At 55.7% G+C, this 17,839-nt stretch carries 14 protein-coding genes; 6 read left to right on the top strand and 8 right to left on the bottom strand.

Annotated elements, in window-relative coordinates; translation table 11 throughout:
• On the bottom strand, nucleotides 1-1,146 hold a 1,146-nt coding region (locus RT340_RS01175), incomplete at its 3' end, for an MFS transporter (RefSeq protein ID WP_313373574.1).
• A 155-nt stretch (nucleotides 1,147-1,301) separates the two neighbouring features.
• Here RT340_RS01175 and tus point away from each other — a divergent pair.
• Entirely contained in the window at nucleotides 1,302-2,228 is a 927-nt protein-coding gene (tus, locus tag RT340_RS01170; protein WP_160832859.1) for a DNA replication terminus site-binding protein, read from the top strand.
• An 82-nt stretch (nucleotides 2,229-2,310) separates the two neighbouring features.
• Here the strand turns inward: tus and fumC are convergent, their stop codons facing one another.
• Entirely contained in the window at nucleotides 2,311-3,708 is a 1,398-nt protein-coding gene (gene fumC, locus RT340_RS01165; RefSeq protein ID WP_211727860.1) for a class II fumarate hydratase, read from the bottom strand.
• 196 nt (nucleotides 3,709-3,904) lie between these two features.
• On the opposite strand from fumC, the gene manA reads away from it, so the two are divergent.
• Together manA and RT340_RS01155 are read left to right on the top strand one after the other, a co-directional pair.
• Nucleotides 3,905-5,080 (top strand): mannose-6-phosphate isomerase, encoded by a 1,176-nt coding sequence (gene manA, locus RT340_RS01160; protein ID WP_211727859.1) that lies wholly within the window; start codon nucleotides 3,905-3,907, stop codon nucleotides 5,078-5,080.
• Nucleotides 5,081-5,208: 128 nt separating this feature from the next.
• Nucleotides 5,209-6,708: a YdgA family protein gene (locus RT340_RS01155; RefSeq protein ID WP_211727858.1), complete on the top strand. Its 1,500-nt coding sequence runs from the start codon at nucleotides 5,209-5,211 to the stop codon at nucleotides 6,706-6,708.
• Nucleotides 6,709-6,742: 34 nt separating this feature from the next.
• Here RT340_RS01155 and malI read toward each other — a convergent pair whose 3' ends face one another.
• A complete protein-coding gene (gene malI / locus RT340_RS01150) occupies nucleotides 6,743-7,768 on the bottom strand; it encodes a Mal regulon transcriptional regulator MalI (RefSeq protein ID WP_211727857.1) in 1,026 nt (341 codons plus the stop codon).
• A gap of 179 nt (nucleotides 7,769-7,947) precedes the next feature.
• On the opposite strand from malI, the gene malX reads away from it, so the two are divergent.
• The 3 genes from malX to add all read left to right on the top strand — a co-directional run bounded on the left by malX (nucleotide 7,948) and on the right by add (nucleotide 11,829).
• On the top strand, nucleotides 7,948-9,537 hold the full coding sequence (gene malX, locus RT340_RS01145; RefSeq protein ID WP_097117231.1) for a maltose/glucose-specific PTS transporter subunit IIBC: 1,590 nt from the start codon (nucleotides 7,948-7,950) through the stop codon (nucleotides 9,535-9,537).
• On the top strand, nucleotides 9,534-10,712 hold the full coding sequence (locus RT340_RS01140) for a MalY/PatB family protein (RefSeq protein WP_313373568.1): 1,179 nt from the start codon (nucleotides 9,534-9,536) through the stop codon (nucleotides 10,710-10,712). Before malX ends, RT340_RS01140 begins: the two co-directional genes overlap by 4 nt.
• A gap of 118 nt (nucleotides 10,713-10,830) precedes the next feature.
• On the top strand, nucleotides 10,831-11,829 hold the full coding sequence (gene add, locus RT340_RS01135; protein ID WP_034827380.1) for an adenosine deaminase: 999 nt from the start codon (nucleotides 10,831-10,833) through the stop codon (nucleotides 11,827-11,829).
• Between the two features lie 112 nt (nucleotides 11,830-11,941).
• On the opposite strand, the gene RT340_RS01130 is transcribed toward add, so the two are convergent.
• From RT340_RS01130 to RT340_RS01110, 5 genes are all read right to left on the bottom strand, one after another.
• Nucleotides 11,942-12,982 carry an oxidoreductase gene (locus tag RT340_RS01130; protein WP_034827382.1) on the bottom strand — a complete coding sequence of 347 codons (1,041 nt, stop codon included), beginning with the start codon at nucleotides 12,980-12,982 and terminating at the stop codon, nucleotides 11,942-11,944.
• A 77-nt stretch (nucleotides 12,983-13,059) separates the two neighbouring features.
• Complete coding sequence (gene araC, locus RT340_RS01125; RefSeq protein ID WP_097117233.1) at nucleotides 13,060-13,977, bottom strand: arabinose operon transcriptional regulator AraC; 918 nt, start codon at nucleotides 13,975-13,977, stop codon at nucleotides 13,060-13,062.
• Nucleotides 13,978-14,064: 87 nt separating this feature from the next.
• Nucleotides 14,065-15,051, bottom strand: coding sequence for an L-arabinose ABC transporter permease AraH (gene araH, locus RT340_RS01120; RefSeq protein ID WP_034827386.1), 987 nt, complete (start codon nucleotides 15,049-15,051; stop codon nucleotides 14,065-14,067).
• A gap of 17 nt (nucleotides 15,052-15,068) precedes the next feature.
• The gene (gene araG, locus RT340_RS01115; RefSeq protein ID WP_313373563.1) at nucleotides 15,069-16,589 is read right to left on the bottom strand and encodes an L-arabinose ABC transporter ATP-binding protein AraG; all 1,521 of its coding nucleotides are present in this window, start codon (nucleotides 16,587-16,589) and stop codon (nucleotides 15,069-15,071) included.
• 144 nt (nucleotides 16,590-16,733) lie between these two features.
• Nucleotides 16,734-17,717 (bottom strand): arabinose ABC transporter substrate-binding protein, encoded by a 984-nt coding sequence (locus RT340_RS01110; protein WP_034827390.1) that lies wholly within the window; start codon nucleotides 17,715-17,717, stop codon nucleotides 16,734-16,736.
• Nucleotides 17,718-17,839: the final 122 nt, after the last annotated feature.

The raw sequence follows: 17,839 nt of genomic DNA, 5'->3' as shown, positions 1-17,839 counted from the left end.
TAGCACGCCCACCAGCACCACATTCACTAACGCCAACAGGCACAACAGCCACAATGTGGCATTCGCCCCGAGCTGCTGAAAAACATATCCCCCTACCAGCGGCGTTAATGCCTGACCAATCAGAGCCGGACGCGCCATGCGCCCTACCACAATGGCGTAGGCCTCTGGTTTGACCATGACCAGCGGTAAAGTTCCCCGCACTATCGCCCGCAAACCGTTTCCAGCACCGTATAGCACCATACTGACCAGCGCGAACTGCGGAAACAAGGTCAACAACAACAATCCGATGCCCACCAGTCCTACCGAGCAAAACGTCGTCCAGATCGGATGTCCCCGTTTGAACGCGATATCCACAATACGTGACCCAACCTGACAAGGACCCAGAATCGCGCTGATGGCTAAGGCGGCGGTCAATGAGTGGCCGCTGGCTTGTAATAGACTAATCAACTGCACCGAAATAGCGGTCATGATCACTGAAGCAAGGGTAAAAATGCTGCATAGCAGCCAGAATAGCGCCGGTGCCAACTCACCACTGGCGTTATGCTGCTTTTTCGCCGTTTTCACGATGGGTTTAATCGGCGCAGGCAGTGCATACCAGTAGGCTGGCAACACGGTGAGACATAACAGCGCGGCAATGGCGAAACAGGCGCCGCGCCAGTCAAGCCAGTGAATCAGCAGCGCAATCCCCGGCCACACCAGCGTGGTGCAAAAGCCGGAGATTAAGGTAATGCCGGTAATCGCGCCACGAGCCTGTCCACCATAAAGCGTTCCGAGGGTGGCAAACAGGGCGTCATATAAACCCATCGCCATTCCGATGCCGATAATCAGCCAGGCAAACAGAAACAGCAGCAAATGGTGACTGAATCCCATGATCACCAGGCCCAGCGCCATCACCGCCCCGCTCGACGCCAGCAGCACGCGCCCATAGCTGCCCGCAATCAGGCGGCCACTTAAGGGGGCTAGCAGGCCAGAAACCAAAATACCTAAGGATAATGCGCCATACACCCACTGCTGCGACCAGCCGGTTTCCGCAACGATCGGATTCGCCATCACGGCCATAAGATAAAACGAACCGCCCCACGAAAGGATTTGAACGCCTCCCAGTGTCACAATGGCAGGAACCGCAGGTTTAGGGTGATGCTCCACGACAGGTTTCCGTTAGCAGGCAAAGCATTGTTATAACATGTTCATCCTGCTGGAAAAATGTTTGTGTGCCCTGCTTAGCGAAATCACGTTTCAGAGTGGAAGATTGGCACCAAATACGATAAGGTAAATGGTATGTTGTAACTATGGAGCGTAACATGTCTCGCTATGATCTAGTGGCTGATTTGCACGAGTGCGTCAACGCACTGGAACGCGGTTTAAGTAGCCTGCGCCAGCAAGTCGAACAGCAGCCGTTGCTGATCGCGCGCGCATTCAGCTTGCCCGAAATCGAGAAAGGCCACGAGAATGATGAAATTGAGCGTATCGCAGTGACTCAACATCTCGGGCAGAAAGCGCGAGACATGGCGCTGGCTCACTACTGTCGTCTGTTTATGCAGCATCAGTCGGAAAAACTCAGCACCAAGGCTGCGGTGCGTTTGCCTGGCGCCATCTGTATAGAAGCGGATGAAGCCGTCAGCGAGCACATCAGTCAGCAGGTGGCCGATATCAATGCCCTTAAGCTGCGCCTGGAACACCTGATTACCGTGGAGTCGGGGCTGCCGAGTGAGGCGCGCTTTGAATTTGTTCACCAGCATTTGCGCGGTTTAATCACCCTGAACGCCTATCGCAGTGTGACCCTGCTGCACGCGCCGGATAGCCTGCGCTTTGGCTGGGCCAACAAGAACATCATTAAAAACCTCACGCGTGAAGCCGTGGTCGAGCAGCTGGAACGCAGCCTAAAGGCAAACCGTGCGCAAGCGCCCTGGACGCGCGAACAGTGGGCCGAGAAGGTGCAGCAAGAACTGGAGATGATTTTGTCACTGCCCGTCGATGCCAAACTGAAGATCAAGCGCCCGGTTAAGGTCCAACCGATTGCCCGCGTCTGGCGCGCCAGTAATAAGAAGCAGGTGCAACTCGCCTGCCCTTCACCGCTGCTGGTGCTGTGTCGGGATAAAACTCAGGTACCGATTCTAGGGGAATTGCTGGACTACGATGCCGATAACGTCACGCATCGTCATAAGCCGCTAGCGCAGCCGCTGCATCTGGTCATCCCACGGCTGCACTTGTGGAGTGACAAGCTTTAATGAAGAAGCGGCCCTCAGGCCGCCTCTGTCATCGCCAATCATCGCTGAACCGAGCGGCATTACCCCTCAGTTATCGCAATAATTACTGCTTCATGCTGCCAACCATCTCTTCAGGACGTACCCACTCGTCAAACTGCTCTTCAGTCAGATAACCGAGCTTCAGCGCCGAGCCTTTCAGAGTCAGCCCTTCTTTATGGGCTTTCTTGGCGATTTCCGCCGCTTTGTCATAACCGATATGGGTATTCAGCGCCGTCACCAGCATCAGCGACTCGTTCAGCAACTGATCGATACGCTCGCGCACCGGTTCGATGCCCACTGCACAGTGATGGTTGAAGCTGTCCATCCCGTCGGCCAGCAAGCGAATGGACTGCAGGAAGTTGTGGATCACCATTGGACGGAACACGTTCAACTCAAAGTTGCCCGAAGCACCACCAATATTCACCGCAACATCGTTACCCATCACCTGGCAGCACAGCATGGTCAATGCTTCGCACTGGGTTGGGTTCACTTTACCTGGCATGATGGAGCTGCCCGGTTCGTTCTCTGGAATGGCAAGTTCGCCAATACCACAACGCGGACCCGATGCCAGCCAGCGCACGTCGTTAGCGATCTTCATCAGTGAAGCCGCCAGACCTTTCAATGCGCCATGTGCATGCACCAGCGCATCACAGGTTGCCAGCGCTTCAAATTTATTCGGCGCAGTCACAAACGGTTGCTGTGTCAGATCGGCCAGCGCTTTCGCCACGCGCAACGCATACTCGGGATGGGTGTTTAAACCGGTGCCTACGGCGGTGCCACCCAGTGCCAGTTCGGCCACGTGTGGAATGCTGTGTTCGATGTGCTTGAGGTTATGTTCCAGCATTGCCACCCAGCCAGAAATTTCCTGGCCCAGCGTCAATGGCGTGGCATCTTGCAGGTGGGTACGACCAATCTTCACGATGTCTTTAAAGGCTTCAGACTTCTCGCTCAGGGTCTTTTTCAGCACATGAATCTGCGGAATCAGCTGCTCCCGCACGGCGATGACCGCGGCCACGTGCATGGCGGTGGGGAACACATCGTTGGAGCTTTGGCTCTTATTGACGTCGTCGTTTGGGTGCACCAAACGCGACATGCCACGCTCGCCGCCGAGAATTTCACTGGCGCGGTTGGCCAGCACTTCGTTCATGTTCATGTTGGTCTGGGTACCGGAACCGGTCTGCCAGATGGCCAGCGGAAACTCTTCACTGTGTTTATCAGCCAGCACTTCGTCAGCCGCTTTCAGAATCGCTTCTGCACGCTCAGCCGGAAGCAGGCCGAGATCGCGGTTCACCTGTGCTGCAGCGCGTTTGGTCAACGCCAAAGCATGCACCAGTGCAACGGGCATCTTCTCGGTTGAGATACGGAAATGCTCCAGCGAACGCTGGGTTTGTGCCCCCCACAACTTATCTGCCGGTACTTCGATCGGTCCCATTGAATCTTTTTCAATGCGATTCGCTGCCATGACTACGTCTCCTTAGCTCAGATTAGAGGTTTCCGCTCAGGTCGTCTTCCCGCGACGCCGTTGAGCGAGCAAGATTGTCACACACAAGAAATTAACATTATGCGAGCCCATCGCGTTTATTGCACTTGTTGATGTATTTTGTATGGCACTTTCTGCTTTAATAAGCCTATTTACTTACGGTTATTAAGGGTAAACGATGCAAAAAATGAACAATTCGCTGCAAAATTACGCTTGGGGCAGCAAAACTGCGCTGACCGAACTTTACGGCATTGAGAACCCACAAGGATTACCGATGGCGGAACTGTGGATGGGCGCCCATCCGAAGAGCCCGTCAACCGTTGAGATCAAAGGTGAAACACGTTCCCTGCGCGATGTCATCAATGATGACCAAACCGCAGCCTTAGGCGCGGCCGTCGCACAGCGTTTTGGTGAGTTGCCGTTTTTGTTTAAGGTGCTGTGTGCCGATCAGGCCTTATCGATTCAGGTTCACCCAAGCAAAGCCGCAGCCGAAGAGGGATTTGCGCGCGAGAATGCCGCCGGTATTCCGATTGGCGCTGCTGAGCGCAACTATAAAGACGCGAATCACAAGCCGGAACTGGTGTATGCCCTGACCCCATTCCAGGCGATGAACGGCTTCCGCGAGATGCACGAAATCGTCTCACTGCTTGAGCCGGTGGCCGGTGCCCATCCGCAGATCGCTCACTTCCTCGAAAAACCTGATGAGGCAAGCCTCGCCAAACTGTTCTCCACCCTGCTGTCGTTAAAAGACGAGCCTAAATCACTGGCGTTGGCGGTGCTGAAATCTGCACTTAACTCGCGTAGTGGCGAACCCTGGCAGACCATCAAAAGCATTGCGGCTGATTATCCGGACGATACCGGCTTGTTCTCGCCCTTGTTGCTGAACGTCATCACCCTGCAGCCTGGCGAAGCCATGTTTCTATTTGCCGAGACGCCGCATGCCTATTTAAAAGGGGTGGCACTCGAAGTCATGGCGAATTCCGATAACGTTCTGCGCGCGGGTTTGACACCGAAATTCATCGATATTCCAGAGTTGATGGCGAACCTGAAGTTTGAGGCCAAACCGGCTGCCACGCTGTTGACGCAGCCTCAGCAAGTGGGCGACACGCTGAACTTCCCAATTCCGGTGGACGATTTTGCCTTTGCCATCCACGCTCTTTCCCCCACACCACAGCCGTTAGCGCAACAGAGTGCGGCGCTGCTGTTCTGTATCGAAGGTCAGGCGGTGATTGAGAAGTCAGGTGAGCAACTGCTGTTGAAGCCCGGTGAATCATGCTTCGTTGCCGCCAATGAATCCCCGGTTAATGCCGCAGGTACAGGACGCCTGGCGCGGGTTTATAACGCGCTCAGCTGATCCGGCTGACGATACCAGCATTAACTGCTATTCTTTCAAACTATTACTTTAAAACGCCTGCGGGCGTTTTTCTTCACCGCCGCCCCCAAGCAGCGGCGTGCGGACCCAAGGATAAGGACGACTCAGCGATGAAAAAGACCAAGGTTGCCGTAGGTGTAATTGTAGCGATCGGCGTGATCTGGACAGGCGCGGCCTGGTTTACCGGCAAGCAGCTGGAAAGCCATATGGATCAGATGTTGCAGAACGCCAACACCCAGCTTAATGCCTATGCACCGAACGCTCGCCTGACGCTTAGCTACCAGGATTACCAGCGCGGCATCTTCAGCAGCAAAACTAAGCTGGTGATTCAGGCCAGTTCACAGACGGAAGACAACCCGCTGCTGAAGCCGGGTCAAAGCATCGTGCTGAACGAAACCATCGACCATGGTCCCTTCCCCTTTGCGCAGTTGAAGCGCGGCAGCCTGATTCCGAGCATGGCTTCGGTGCATACCGAGCTGGAAAACACCGATGCGGTGAAGAAACTTTTTGAACTCACCAACGGTAAATCGCTGATGACCGCTGATACCCGAGTCGGGTACAGCGGTGCCACTGATACCGCACTGGATCTGCTGGCGGTGGATTATAACAACGCGCAGACCGGCGATCGTCTTGCCACCAACGGCGGCACCCTCGAAATCAGCGCCGACAGCAAGGGCGATAAAGTCAGTCTGAATGGCGATTTCTCTAGCATCGCTGTTACCAGCAAAAACCAGGTTGAGCAGCCGGTGCTGTTTACCCTTAATGGCCTGAAGCTGAAGGGTGATACCCATCTCAGCCCGGAAGGCGTGCGCGTGGGCGATCAGTCCATCAGCCTGGATAAACTCGACGCCAGCATTAACGGTCAGGAAGGTTTGTCATTGCAGAAGCTGGACACCCAATCCTCCTTCGATAATAAAGATGGCAAAATCGGCGGCGATCTGAATATGAACGTCGGCAACATCAGCCTGCAGAAGCAGCCGTTCGGCGAAGCTAAGCTGGCGATGAAGTTTGCGCAGTTTGATGCGCAAGCGGTGAAAACCTTCTCGGACAGCTACAACGCGCAGATGCAGGCACTGCTGAACCAGCCAGGTTTAGTCGAGGATCCCGTCCGCTATCAGGCTAGCGTGCAGACCATCCTGAAGAATAACCTGCCGACGCTGCTGAAGGGTTCACCGACCGTCAGCATCGCGCCGCTGAGCTGGAAAAACGATAAAGGGGAAAGTACCTTTAACCTCAGCATCGGCTTTAACGATCCCGCTACCGTCACCGGTGAAGCGCAGACGTTGGGCGCAGCAGTGGATCGCGTGCTGAAAACCCTGGATGGCAAACTGAACATCAATATGCCAATGGCTACCGAAGCGATGCGTCATGTGGGGCTGGCTGAAGGTTATCAGAGCGACGATGCGCAGAAGCTGGCGGATCAGCAGGTGAAAGGTCTGGCGGCAATGGGCCAGATGTTCCGTCTGACGCAGCAGCAGGATGATAACATCACCACCAGCCTGCAATATGGCAACGGTCAGGTGACTATGAACGGCGACAAGATGTCACTGGAGCAGTTCCTGTCACGCTATATGCTGGGCGCGCAGACCAGCGAAGGGATGCCTGAGTAACAGCGATATACCCGCGGCGCGAGCTATCGCGCCGCTAAACGCCCCGCACCAACTGCGGCGGCACAATCAGCGTTTGCACTTCCGCATCCGGTTTCGCCAGTCGTTGCAGCATCCTTTCCCCCGCTCGCCTTCCCACATCACGCGCTTCACTACTGACAAACGTTAGCGAGGAGTCATACGACTCGCGTAGCGGATCGTCATTAAAGCCGACCAGCGCCAACTTTTGCGTGAAGTAGCTGTCCACCGCATCTTCGCCCAGCGAGCGTCCGCTGTGGATCGCACCAAAATAGCAGCCGAGCGTGGTACTGGCGTTATGGGCAATGATAGCGGTGATGCGCGGATGGTGATGCAGCAGGTCCTGCGTCAATGCCGATACGCTCTGCTGCCGATCGTCGCACTCAATGATCCAGTCTGGACGAAACGGTAAACCGTATTGCAACAGGGTCGCACAATAGCCGCCAATACGTTCCGCGCGCGTTAGAGAAGAACCCAATCCGCCGACCCACGCGATACGCTGATGCCCCTGACGGATCAGATATTCGGTGGCGATGCGCGCCGCCTGGCTGTTATCCGGACGCAAGGAATCGACCTTATCGAGGCTACTGGCCCGCGCGGCGCAAATGAGTGCAATCTGTTGCTCATGCGCCTGCGCGACCAGCGTATCCGCCTGCGCAACGGCACCACCCAACACAATGCCATCCGCGCCCTGTGCGGCCAGGGAATCGAAGCAGCGTTGCAGATGCTGCCCGTGTTGTCCGCTTTGCGTCAGAACCAACACTTTTCCCTGCTGCTCCAGCACTTCACTCAGCCCCGACGTCATCGCCGCATAAAACGGCTGGCTGAGATCGCGCACAATCAAACCTATGACACCACTCTCACCGCCACGCAGGATGGAAGCTGAACGGTTACGTACGTAACCCAACTGTTCAATCGCCTGATTAACCCGCTCGGCCGTGGCGGAAGAGATACGTCCTTTACCGGACAGCACCAGAGAGACTGTCGATACCGATACGCCAGCCGCCTGCGCGACATCGTGAATAGTGGTTTTAGGCTGTGACATCCGGTTCCGTTTCCAACAACTGATGAAGAAACAAAGAGGTAAATCGTTACACTGATTCACGCAAAAATAAAGCCTGGGATTAGTCACGCTTTGTGACTATAGCCACAAAACTGCTTGGTAAAACGTTTTATCATTCTTTACCATTTTGATAATTTGCCGCTTTTTAACCAGGAGAGACTATGTCCGCCAGCCGACCCAAAATGTCACTTTGGGAATTTTTCCAGAGTCTGGGTAAAACCTTTATGTTGCCCGTTGCCCTGCTGTCGTTCTGCGGCATTTTGCTCGGGATCGGTAGTTCACTGAGCAGCCACGATGTGCTGACGCTGATTCCGATGCTCGATCAGCCGTTCCTGCAATATCTGTTTATCTGGATGGCGAAGCTGGGTTCATTTGCCTTCAGTTATCTGCCGGTGATGTTCGCGATTGCGATTCCACTGGGCATGGCGCGGGAGAACAAAGGCGTCGCTGCATTTGCCGGTTTTGTCGGCTACGCAGTGCTAAACCTGAGCGTGAACTTCTGGCTCAATATCAATGGCATTCTGCCAACCACCGACGCAGCGGTGCTAAAAGCCAACAACGTACAAAACATCCTTGGCATTCAGTCGATCGACACCGGTATTCTCGGCGCGGTGATTGTTGGTGTGGTGGTGTTCTGGCTGCATGAACGCTTCCACAATATCCGTCTGCCGGATGCGCTGGCCTTCTTCGGCGGTACGCGCTTTGTGCCGATTGTCACCACCGTGGTGATGGGCTTACTCGGCTTGGTGGTGCCTCTGATTTGGCCATTCTTTGCGCGCGCCATCACCGGCCTCGGCTGGATGATCAACAGTGCGGGTGAATTTGGCCCGATGATCTTCGGCACCGGCGAACGTCTGCTGCTGCCGTTTGGTCTGCAACATATTCTGGTGGCAATTATTCGCTTCACCGATGCGGGCGGCACGCTCGACGTCTGTGGAAAGAGCGTCAGCGGTGCCCTCACCATCTTCCAGGCGCAGCTGGCTTGCCCGGATACCCACGGCTTTGCGGAAAGCGCCACGCGTTTCCTGTCGCAAGGCAAAATGCCGGCCTTCCTCGGTGGTTTGCCGGGTGCCGCACTGGCGATTTATCACTGCGCACGTCCTGAAAATCGTCACAAAATTAAAGGGCTGCTGATTTCGGGTGTGGTGGCTTGCGTGGTCGGCGGGACTACTGAACCGATCGAATTCCTGTTCCTGTTCGTGGCTCCGGTACTGTATTTGATCCACGCCCTGTTGACGGGGCTGGGCTTCACCGTGATGGCGATACTCGGCGTGACCATCGGTAACACCGACGGCAACGTTATCGACTTCTTCGTGTTCGGCGTGCTGCACGGCCTCTCTACCAAATGGTATTGGGTGCCGGTGATTGCGGCAGTGTGGTTCGTGGGCTACTACGCCATCTTCCGTTTTGCTATTACCCGCTTCAATATCAAAACACCGGGTCGCGAAGCAGAAACCAGCAGCGTGGAACAGCAGGTCAGCCGCGCAGGCGTGGGGAAATCAGGCTACAACACCCCGGCGATTCTGGCGGCTCTGGGCGGTGTGGAAAATATCACCTCGCTGGATAACTGCCTGACGCGCCTGCGTCTTACCATTGCGGACATGAGCAAAGTGAACGATGCCGCACTGAAAGCCAATGGCGCAATTGGTGTGGTGCATCTCAACCAAACCAGTTTGCAAGTAGTGATCGGTCCGCAGGTGCAGTCGGTGAAAGATGAAATGGCACACCTGATGAGCGCGACGGTGTCATGATGCAGAGGTTTGATTTCGACCAGGCCGTGGATCGCCACGGCAGCTGGTGCACGCAGTGGGATTTCGTGGCGGACCGTTTTGGTGTGGAGGGCTTATTGCCCTTCACCATCTCCGATATGGATTTTGCCACGGCGCCCTACATCATTGAGGCCCTGCAACAGCGGTTAAACCATGGCGTATTGGGCTACAGCCGCTGGCAGCACAAGGACTTTACCTCGGGCATTCAACACTGGATGAAGAATCGTTTTGCCACAGAGGTTGAGGCGCAATCGCTGGTTTACGGCCCGTCGGTGATTTACATGGTGGCGCAATTGCTGCGCCACTGGACCAAACCCGGCGATGAAGTGCTGATTCATACGCCCGCCTACGATGCGTTTTATCACACCATCAACGGTAATCAGCGCCGCGTGCTGGAACTGCCGCTACAGCGCCAGGGTAATGACTGGCAGTGTGATATGGCGCAGTTGGAACCGCTGCTGGCGCGACCCGATTGCAAAGTGATGCTGCTGTGCAGCCCGCACAATCCTACCGGTAAAGTGTGGCAGCGTGAGGAGTTGCAGCAAATGGCCGCGCTCTGTGCGCGTCACGATGTGAAAGTGATCAGCGATGAGATCCATATGGATATGGTGTTGGGCGACGCACAGCACATCCCGTGGAGCCAGGTGGCGCAATCTCCCTGGGCGTTATTCACGTCGGCATCAAAGAGTTTCAACATTCCGGCGTTGACCGGCGCGTGGGGCATTATTCCGCATGATGCCGATCGCCAGGCGTGGTTCCACGCACTGAAGCAGCAGGATGGTTTATCGTCACCGGCGGTGATGGCCGTCACGGCGACCATTGCCGCGTATCGTGAAGGTTCAGCCTGGCTGGATGCACTGCGCGATTATTTGCAGGCGAATATGCAGCACATCGCGCAACGACTGAATGCCGCGTTTCCTGCGCTGAGCTGGCAGCCCCCTGCCGCCACCTATCTGGCATGGATTGATCTCACTCCGCTCGGTATTGATGAGCAGGCACTGCAACAGCAGCTGATTCATCAGTACAAGGTGGCGATCATGCCGGGTTCGACTTACGGTGATGCCAGCCGCGGTTATCTGCGCCTCAACGCGGGTTGTCCACGCAGCAAGCTGGATGACGGGCTGGATCGCCTGATTGCGGCTTTAAAATCGTATTAAATGCGCTCGGATGCTGATTAATTCAGCATCCATTTCACGACTTGCGCAAATCACTGGCGCTGTTGCGCAAGATGTTTTTATAATGCTCTGCACTTTATGAAACTTTAGCGAGTGCGACATGATTGACCTGAAACTCCCCCTGACCGACATCCACCGCCACCTTGATGGCAACATCCGCGCACAAACCATTCTTGATTTAGGTCGCCAGTTTAATCTCGCGCTGCCAGCCAACTCGCTCGACGATCTACGTCCGCATGTGCAAGTGACGGCCAATGAACCCGATCTGGTGAGCTTCCTGCAGAAGCTGGATTGGGGCGTGAAAGTGTTGGGCGATTTAGATGCCTGCCGCCGCATTGCGCTGGAAAACGTGGAAGATGCCGCACGCGCCGGTATTCACTATGCGGAACTGCGTTTCTCACCAGGATATATGGCGATGACGCATAACCTGCCGATTGCCGGTGTAGTGGAAGCCGTGATTGATGGCGTGCGCGCTGGCGTAAAACAGTATGGCGTGGATGTGAACCTGATCGGCATTATGAGCCGTACCTTTGGTGATGAAGCCTGCCTGCGCGAACTGGAAGGTTTGCTGGCACACCGCGATGGCATTACCGCCGTCGATCTGGCTGGTGATGAGCTCGGCTTCCCGGGCAGTGAGTTCCTCAGCCACTTCAATCGCGCGCGTGATGCTGGTTTCCGTATTACCGTGCACGCCGGTGAAGCTGCTGGCCCGGAAAGCATCTGGCAGGCGATTCGCGAACTCGGCGCGGAGCGTATTGGCCATGGCGTGAAAGCGATTGAAGACCGCGCGCTGATGGATTTCCTGGCAGAGCAGCGCATTGGTATCGAATCCTGCATGACCTCGAACATTCAGACCAGCACGGTAGCTTCACTGGCCACTCATCCGCTGAAAGCCTTCCTGCAACACGGCATTCTCGCCACCATCAACACCGATGATCCGGCAGTTCAGGGTATTGAGCTGGCGCATGAGTATGAGCACGCTGCGCCGCAGGCAGGACTCACTGCCGAAGAGATGCGCCAGGCGCAGGAAAATGGTGTGACGATTGCCTTCCTCAGCGATGCAGAGAAAGCGGCACTGCGTCAGCGCGTGGCGGGATAACGCGCCTTAAAAGCAAAAAGGTGCGCAGCGATGCGCACCTTTTTAATCAAGCCGCACCAGGGTGAACTGACTTTTGATGGCATCGGTTCCCGCAGGGTGCGCTTTCATTTTATCACTTCAGCGACATCGTCTGGCGCTTCTCAGCGGACTGTAAACCGAGTTCAATCAGCTCCATCACCTGAATCGCCTCTTCAGCCTGTACCGGATTATCACCGGTGCCCGCAATCGCATCACGAATTGCCGCGTAGTATGCCGGATAGTTACCTGGTAGCGTCAGCAGCTCTTTCTCCACCATCACATCGCCTTCTGCCAGCGTCAGGGTACCGTTGCGCATGTCGTAGCCCCAGTCTTCCTGCGGTGGACGTTCACCCGCTTTCAGACGATCTTCCTGCGGATCCAGGCCGTATTTGACATAGCTGCCCCGCGTGCCGTGCACCACAAAGCGTGCAGATTCAGCCGCCACCAACATGCTGGCATGTAACACCACGCGACGAGTGGGATAAGTCAGTACTGCGTGGAAATAATCGGTGGTTTGCGCTCCCGGGCGCAGTTCAGCCATATCCACATTGATCGCCACCGGCGGACCAAATAATTGCAGCGCCTGGTCCAACACATGCGGTCCAAGATCAAACCAGATACCGCTGCCCGGGCCTTTCATCTCACGCCAGCGCTGACGAACTTCAGGGCGGAAGCGATCAAAATGCGATTCGAGATAACGCACATCACCTAAGGCGCCATCAGCCAGCAAAGTTTTCAGCGTCAGGAAGTCACTGTCCCAACGACGATTATGGAAAACGGAGAGCAGCAGCCCTTTGGCCTTGGCCAGTGCATCCAGCTCACGCGCTTGTGACAGTGTCACGGTAAACGGTTTATCCACCACCACATGTTTACCGGCATTCAGTGCCGCTTTGGCTAACGGGAAGTGAGTATCATTTGGCGTCGGTATCACAATCAGTTGCAGTGTCGGGTCATCCAGCAGGGCTTGTGGATCAGAGACCACCTGCACCGAGGGCCAATCTGCATGCACCTTGCTGGCATCGCTGCTGGAGACGGCTGCCAGTTCAACGCCTGGCGTACCGACGATCAAAGGAGCATGAAAGGTTTTGCTGGCAAAACCGTAGCCAATCAGGCCGACACGTAATTTATCGCTCATTCTCATTCCTCTTGTTCGTTACCAGACTGATTTAAGACGAATCAGCCAGTAACAACAAGGCGGAATCACCTGAAAACTCAGGAGATAGCACTCCGTGCCGGTTGCCAGCTTTCCTGCGCCACCAGGGCATCGTGCGCATCCTGACTGCGACGGCGGAAATCACTGGGGCTGACGCCGACCCGTTTGCGGAACACGCGAGAGAAATAGAGCTGATCGTCATAACCCACTTCGCGCCCGACCGAGGCAATGGGCTCCTGCGTGGTTTGCAGTAACAGTTTGGCGCGGATGACGCGCTGATCTTCGCGCCAGCGCAGCAGATTAATCCCCATCTGTTCGCGAAACAGATGCGCCAGTCGTGACGGGGAAAGACACACATGCCGCGCCACTTCCTCGATTTTTACTTCGCTTGCCAGATGGTTGGTGACGTATTGGCAAGCTTCAATCACGCGCGGATCGCGGATTTGCTGATGACTGCGCGGATCTTCTTCCACCGCACGCAGCAGCAAGCGCTCCAGCAGATTCATCGCCAGTTCCTCGGCAAAGCGACGGCCTGAATTGTGGGTTTGCTCAATGCTGGCAAACAGACGATCAAACTCGGCACGTTGCGCTTCCGGCAAGCGTAACCGCCCCACGCCCTGGCTCTCATCCTGCCACTGCAACCAGTCCGTCCAGTATGCCCGTGGACGGAAATAGACCCAGCGGTGGAACCAGCATGAGCTGTCTGGTGAACGGCCATAGTAGTGCGGGGTTTTAGGCTGGAACAGCAGCAAGTCACCGGGTTCGCAGTCAAACGCCGATTCGCCATCAAAAATGCGGCCCTGACCTTTGATGGTCAGATTAAGGATGTAACCCTTCATGCCGAGCGGTCGGTCGATAAAGAAGTCCAGCTGATCGTTGGCATTGATCGGTGTTAAGCCCGCCACCAGCCAGGCATTGAACGGATAGCCGGGTAGCAGTGGGTTCTGCTGCTCACCAGGGGGTTCACGATGATACATAGTGCCTCACGGTAACCTGTAAATGCGCAGTGCCGCGCGCCAGAAGGGCGACCCACTGGCCGCCCTGCATCATTTTTACGGCTGGAATCAGGCCGCTTTGTTTTTCTGTTTGTAGCGGTCAAAAATCACCGCCGCTAACAGTATCAAACCGCGCACCACATACTGTGAGAATGGCGAGATATTCAATAAATTCATCGCATTCTCAACCGTACCCAGAATCAGCACGCCCGCCACCACATAAGAGATCTTACCGATGCCACCTTTCAGCGAAACGCCGCCCAGCACACAGGCTGAAATCACGATCAATTCATAACCGAGTGAAGTCATCGGCTGACCACTGGTCATGCGCGAGGCCAGAATAATGCCCGCCGCTGCCGAAACCAGTCCCGAAAGAATGAAGATAATGATGCGGGTACGCACTACCGGCACCCCGGCCAGGCGAGCCGCTTCTTCATTACCGCCAATCGCCAGCGTGTTGCGGCCAAAGGTGGTTTTATTCAGCACGAAACCAAACACAATCATGGTGGCGATGGTGAGCCAGATCGGCGCTGGCAAACCCAGCCAGTTGGCATAACCGAGGGTGAAGAAGCGTTCATCCTCGATGCCGACTGCTTTACCGTCAGAGAAGATATAGGCCAGACCACGCACTATCTGCATCGTCGCCAGCGTGGTGATCAGCGCATTGATCTTCAGCCGGGCAATCACGAAGCCATTGATAAATCCGGTGGCCATGCCGAGCACTAAACCGGCCGCGACGCCCAGCCACAGACTCTCCGTCATGTTGATCACCACGGCGGTCACCACGCCTGCGCAGGCAATCACCGAGGCGACGGAAAGATCAAAATCGCCCGACGCGAGGCAGAACAGCATGCCGCAGGCCACCATGCCGGACATCGACATGGCAAGTCCCAGCCCTTTCATATTGATGAATGTGCCAAAGTTGGGTACGAAGATGGCGCAAACGATAAACAGCAGCGCGAAGACCACCAGCATGCCGAAGTTATCCCAGATACGCCCCAGTTGCAGGCCGTTACGCTGCACCGGTGGCGTGTTGGAAGTGGTAGATGAAGCCATTGTTGCTCTCCTTTACATCAGGCCACGGCGGCCGCTTGAGGGGTTTTCGGCATCGCCAGGCTCAGCGTCAGCTGCTCCGTGGCCGCGTCGTGTGGCAGTTCTCCGGGAATTTCTCCTTCACGCATCACCACGATGCGGTCAGCCAGGCCCATCACTTCGGGCAAATCGCTGGAGGCAAACAGCACCGCGATCCCTTTATTTGCCAGTTGGTATATCAGGTTGTAGATCTCATGCTTGGCACCCACATCAATACCTCGCGTCGGCTCATCCAGCAGAATCACGTTCATCTCTTCGGACAACCAGCGACCCAGAATAGCCTTCTGCTGATTGCCGCCTGACAGGTTCATGATCAGCTGCTGCGGGCCCGGCGTTTTGATATTCAATGAGCGGATGTGAAGATCGGCGTTTTTCGCCTCCCAGCCGGGTTTAATCAGACAACCCGCCGTGAGGTTATGGCGGCGCGCGCTGATATTGATGTTGTCGCGCACCGAGTGCACCGGAATAATCCCTTCGGATTTACGATCCTCCGGGCACAGCATGATGCCCGCGCGGATCGCATCGATCGGCTGACGGATGTTGAGCTTTTTGCCATCCAGCGACACGCTGCCGCCGCGCAGTTTGGTGGCGCCAAACAGCCCTTTCATCAATTCGCTGCGCCCCGCACCTACCAGACCAAACAGGCCGACGATTTCACCGGCTCGTACCGTGAGCGAAATCGGCATACGCACGCCCTTGGCTTCGACCTGATCGAGCTGCAAACGCACTTTGCCTAAGGCGCGCGGCGCATAACCGTAGATATCACCGAGGTTACGCCCCACCATCGCCTGCACCAGATCGTCATGATGCGTATTCGGCATATCAGTGAAGGTGCGCACGTAGCGACCATCTTTGAACACGGTGATGGCATCGCTCAGGGCAAAGATCTCCTCCATGCGGTGCGATACATACAGCACGGTACGGCCCTGATCGCGCAGCTGACGAATGACGCGGAACAGATGCTCGATTTCACGCGCTGAAAGTGAACTGGTCGGCTCATCAAAAGCGATAATGCGCGCATTGCGCGCCAGCGCTTTGGCGATCTCAACCATTTGCCACTGGCCGAGCGACAGATATTTCAGCGGCATATCAGGATCGATATCCATGCCGAGATTTTTAAGCTGCAAATCCGCTTCGAAGCGCAGCAGTTTGCGATTCACCAACCCACGTTTGTGCGGCAGCTGGCCGAGATAGATGTTCTCCGCCACGCTCATCTCCGGCACCAGATGCAGTTCCTGATAGATGATCGCTACGCCCGCATCCAGCGCATCCACGGTGTTGTTGAAGCTTTTCACTTCACCTTTGATGCGAATCTCACCTTCAGTCGGCTGATAACTGCCGCTGAGAATCTTTAACAGCGTGGACTTTCCCGCGCCGTTTTCGCCCATCAGCGCGTGCACTTCCCCGGCGCGGCACTGGAATGAGATATCCTGCAGCGCTTTCACGCCAGGAAAGGTTTTACTGATGCCATGAAAGGACAGAAAAGCTTGATCAGTTTCCATGGAAACTCCTCTTCGCCTCCATCTTTCGCGCCGTTGCTGTGTTGTCTTCGCGCTTTGCCCCAGCCATCAATGAAACGGGCGCAAACGCGATGGCCAACCTGCTGCAACACCCGGGATGGAGGCTGCGTTTATCAATCAGGCGACTTACATCAGCCCTTTCTTCGCCAACTCAGTTTTGAAGTTGTCGCGGGTAATTAGCACCACATCGGTGACTTCGGTGAATTTCGCGGGCTCTTCGCCTTTGGTCACCCAGTTGTAGAGCATCTGGCTGCTCTTATAACCGTGCACATCCGGGCTGGGCAGCAGCGAACCGTAGAAGCCGGTTGGTGCGCCTTTAGACAGCTCGCTCACCGCGTCCACACCGTTGATGCCAATGCCAATCACGTCGGGCGCTTTAAAGCCCTGGCCTTCGGTCGCGCGCACGCCACCCAGCACGGTGTTGTCATTCATGCCGACAATCAGCCAGTGTTTTACTTCTGGATGCTGCACCAGCAGCGAGTTACCGGCATCAAATGCCCCCGGAATATCGTTGGATTTGGTCGGCACCTGATAGATCTGTTTCTCCGGGAATCCGGCGGCTTTTAGGGCGTCCATCGAACCGCCAGTGCGACGACGCGCAGTGTCCAGCTCATTGGCGGTAATCGCCATGACGCCGGTCTCTTTCGCATCCCAGCCGCGTTTCTGCATCTCTTTGTAGAGTTCCTGGCCCTGGCGCTCACCGATTTTGGTTGCGGCCATCATCACCAGCGGCACGGTGTCCATTGGCTTGCCTTTGGCGGTAACAAACTGGTCATCAACCGCAATCACTTTCAGGCCATAGCTACGCGCTTTCGCCACGATGGCTGAACCCAGCTTTGGGTCCGGTGTGCAGATCACGAAGCCTTTGGCCCCGCTCGCCGCCAGGCTATCAATGGCATTCAGGGTTTTCTCACCGTCGGGCACGGCAATTTTGATCACGTCAAAGCCAAGATCTTTGCCAGCCTTATCTGCGAACTTCCATTCGGTCTGGAACCAGGGTTCCTCCGGTTGTTTGACGAGGAAACCGAGTTTCATGGTCTCGGCGATAGCGGATTGTGACATAACCGCGGCGAGACCTACCGCCGCCAGCGCTTTAGTGAATTTATGCATGATGCTCTCCGGCACAATGATGTTTTATCGCTGTTAATAACGAATCGGTGTAAACGCTACCAATTGGATTTCACGTTTGGGTACAGCGCAAAATCAGCGCGTTAGCTCAAAGGTTGTACAAA

The sequence above is a fragment of the Pantoea sp. CTOTU50773 genome (assembly GCF_032082325.1).
GTDB classification, from domain to species: Bacteria; Pseudomonadota; Gammaproteobacteria; order Enterobacterales; family Enterobacteriaceae; genus Pantoea; species Pantoea communis.
This window is presented reverse-complemented; position numbering and strand designations above follow the sequence as displayed.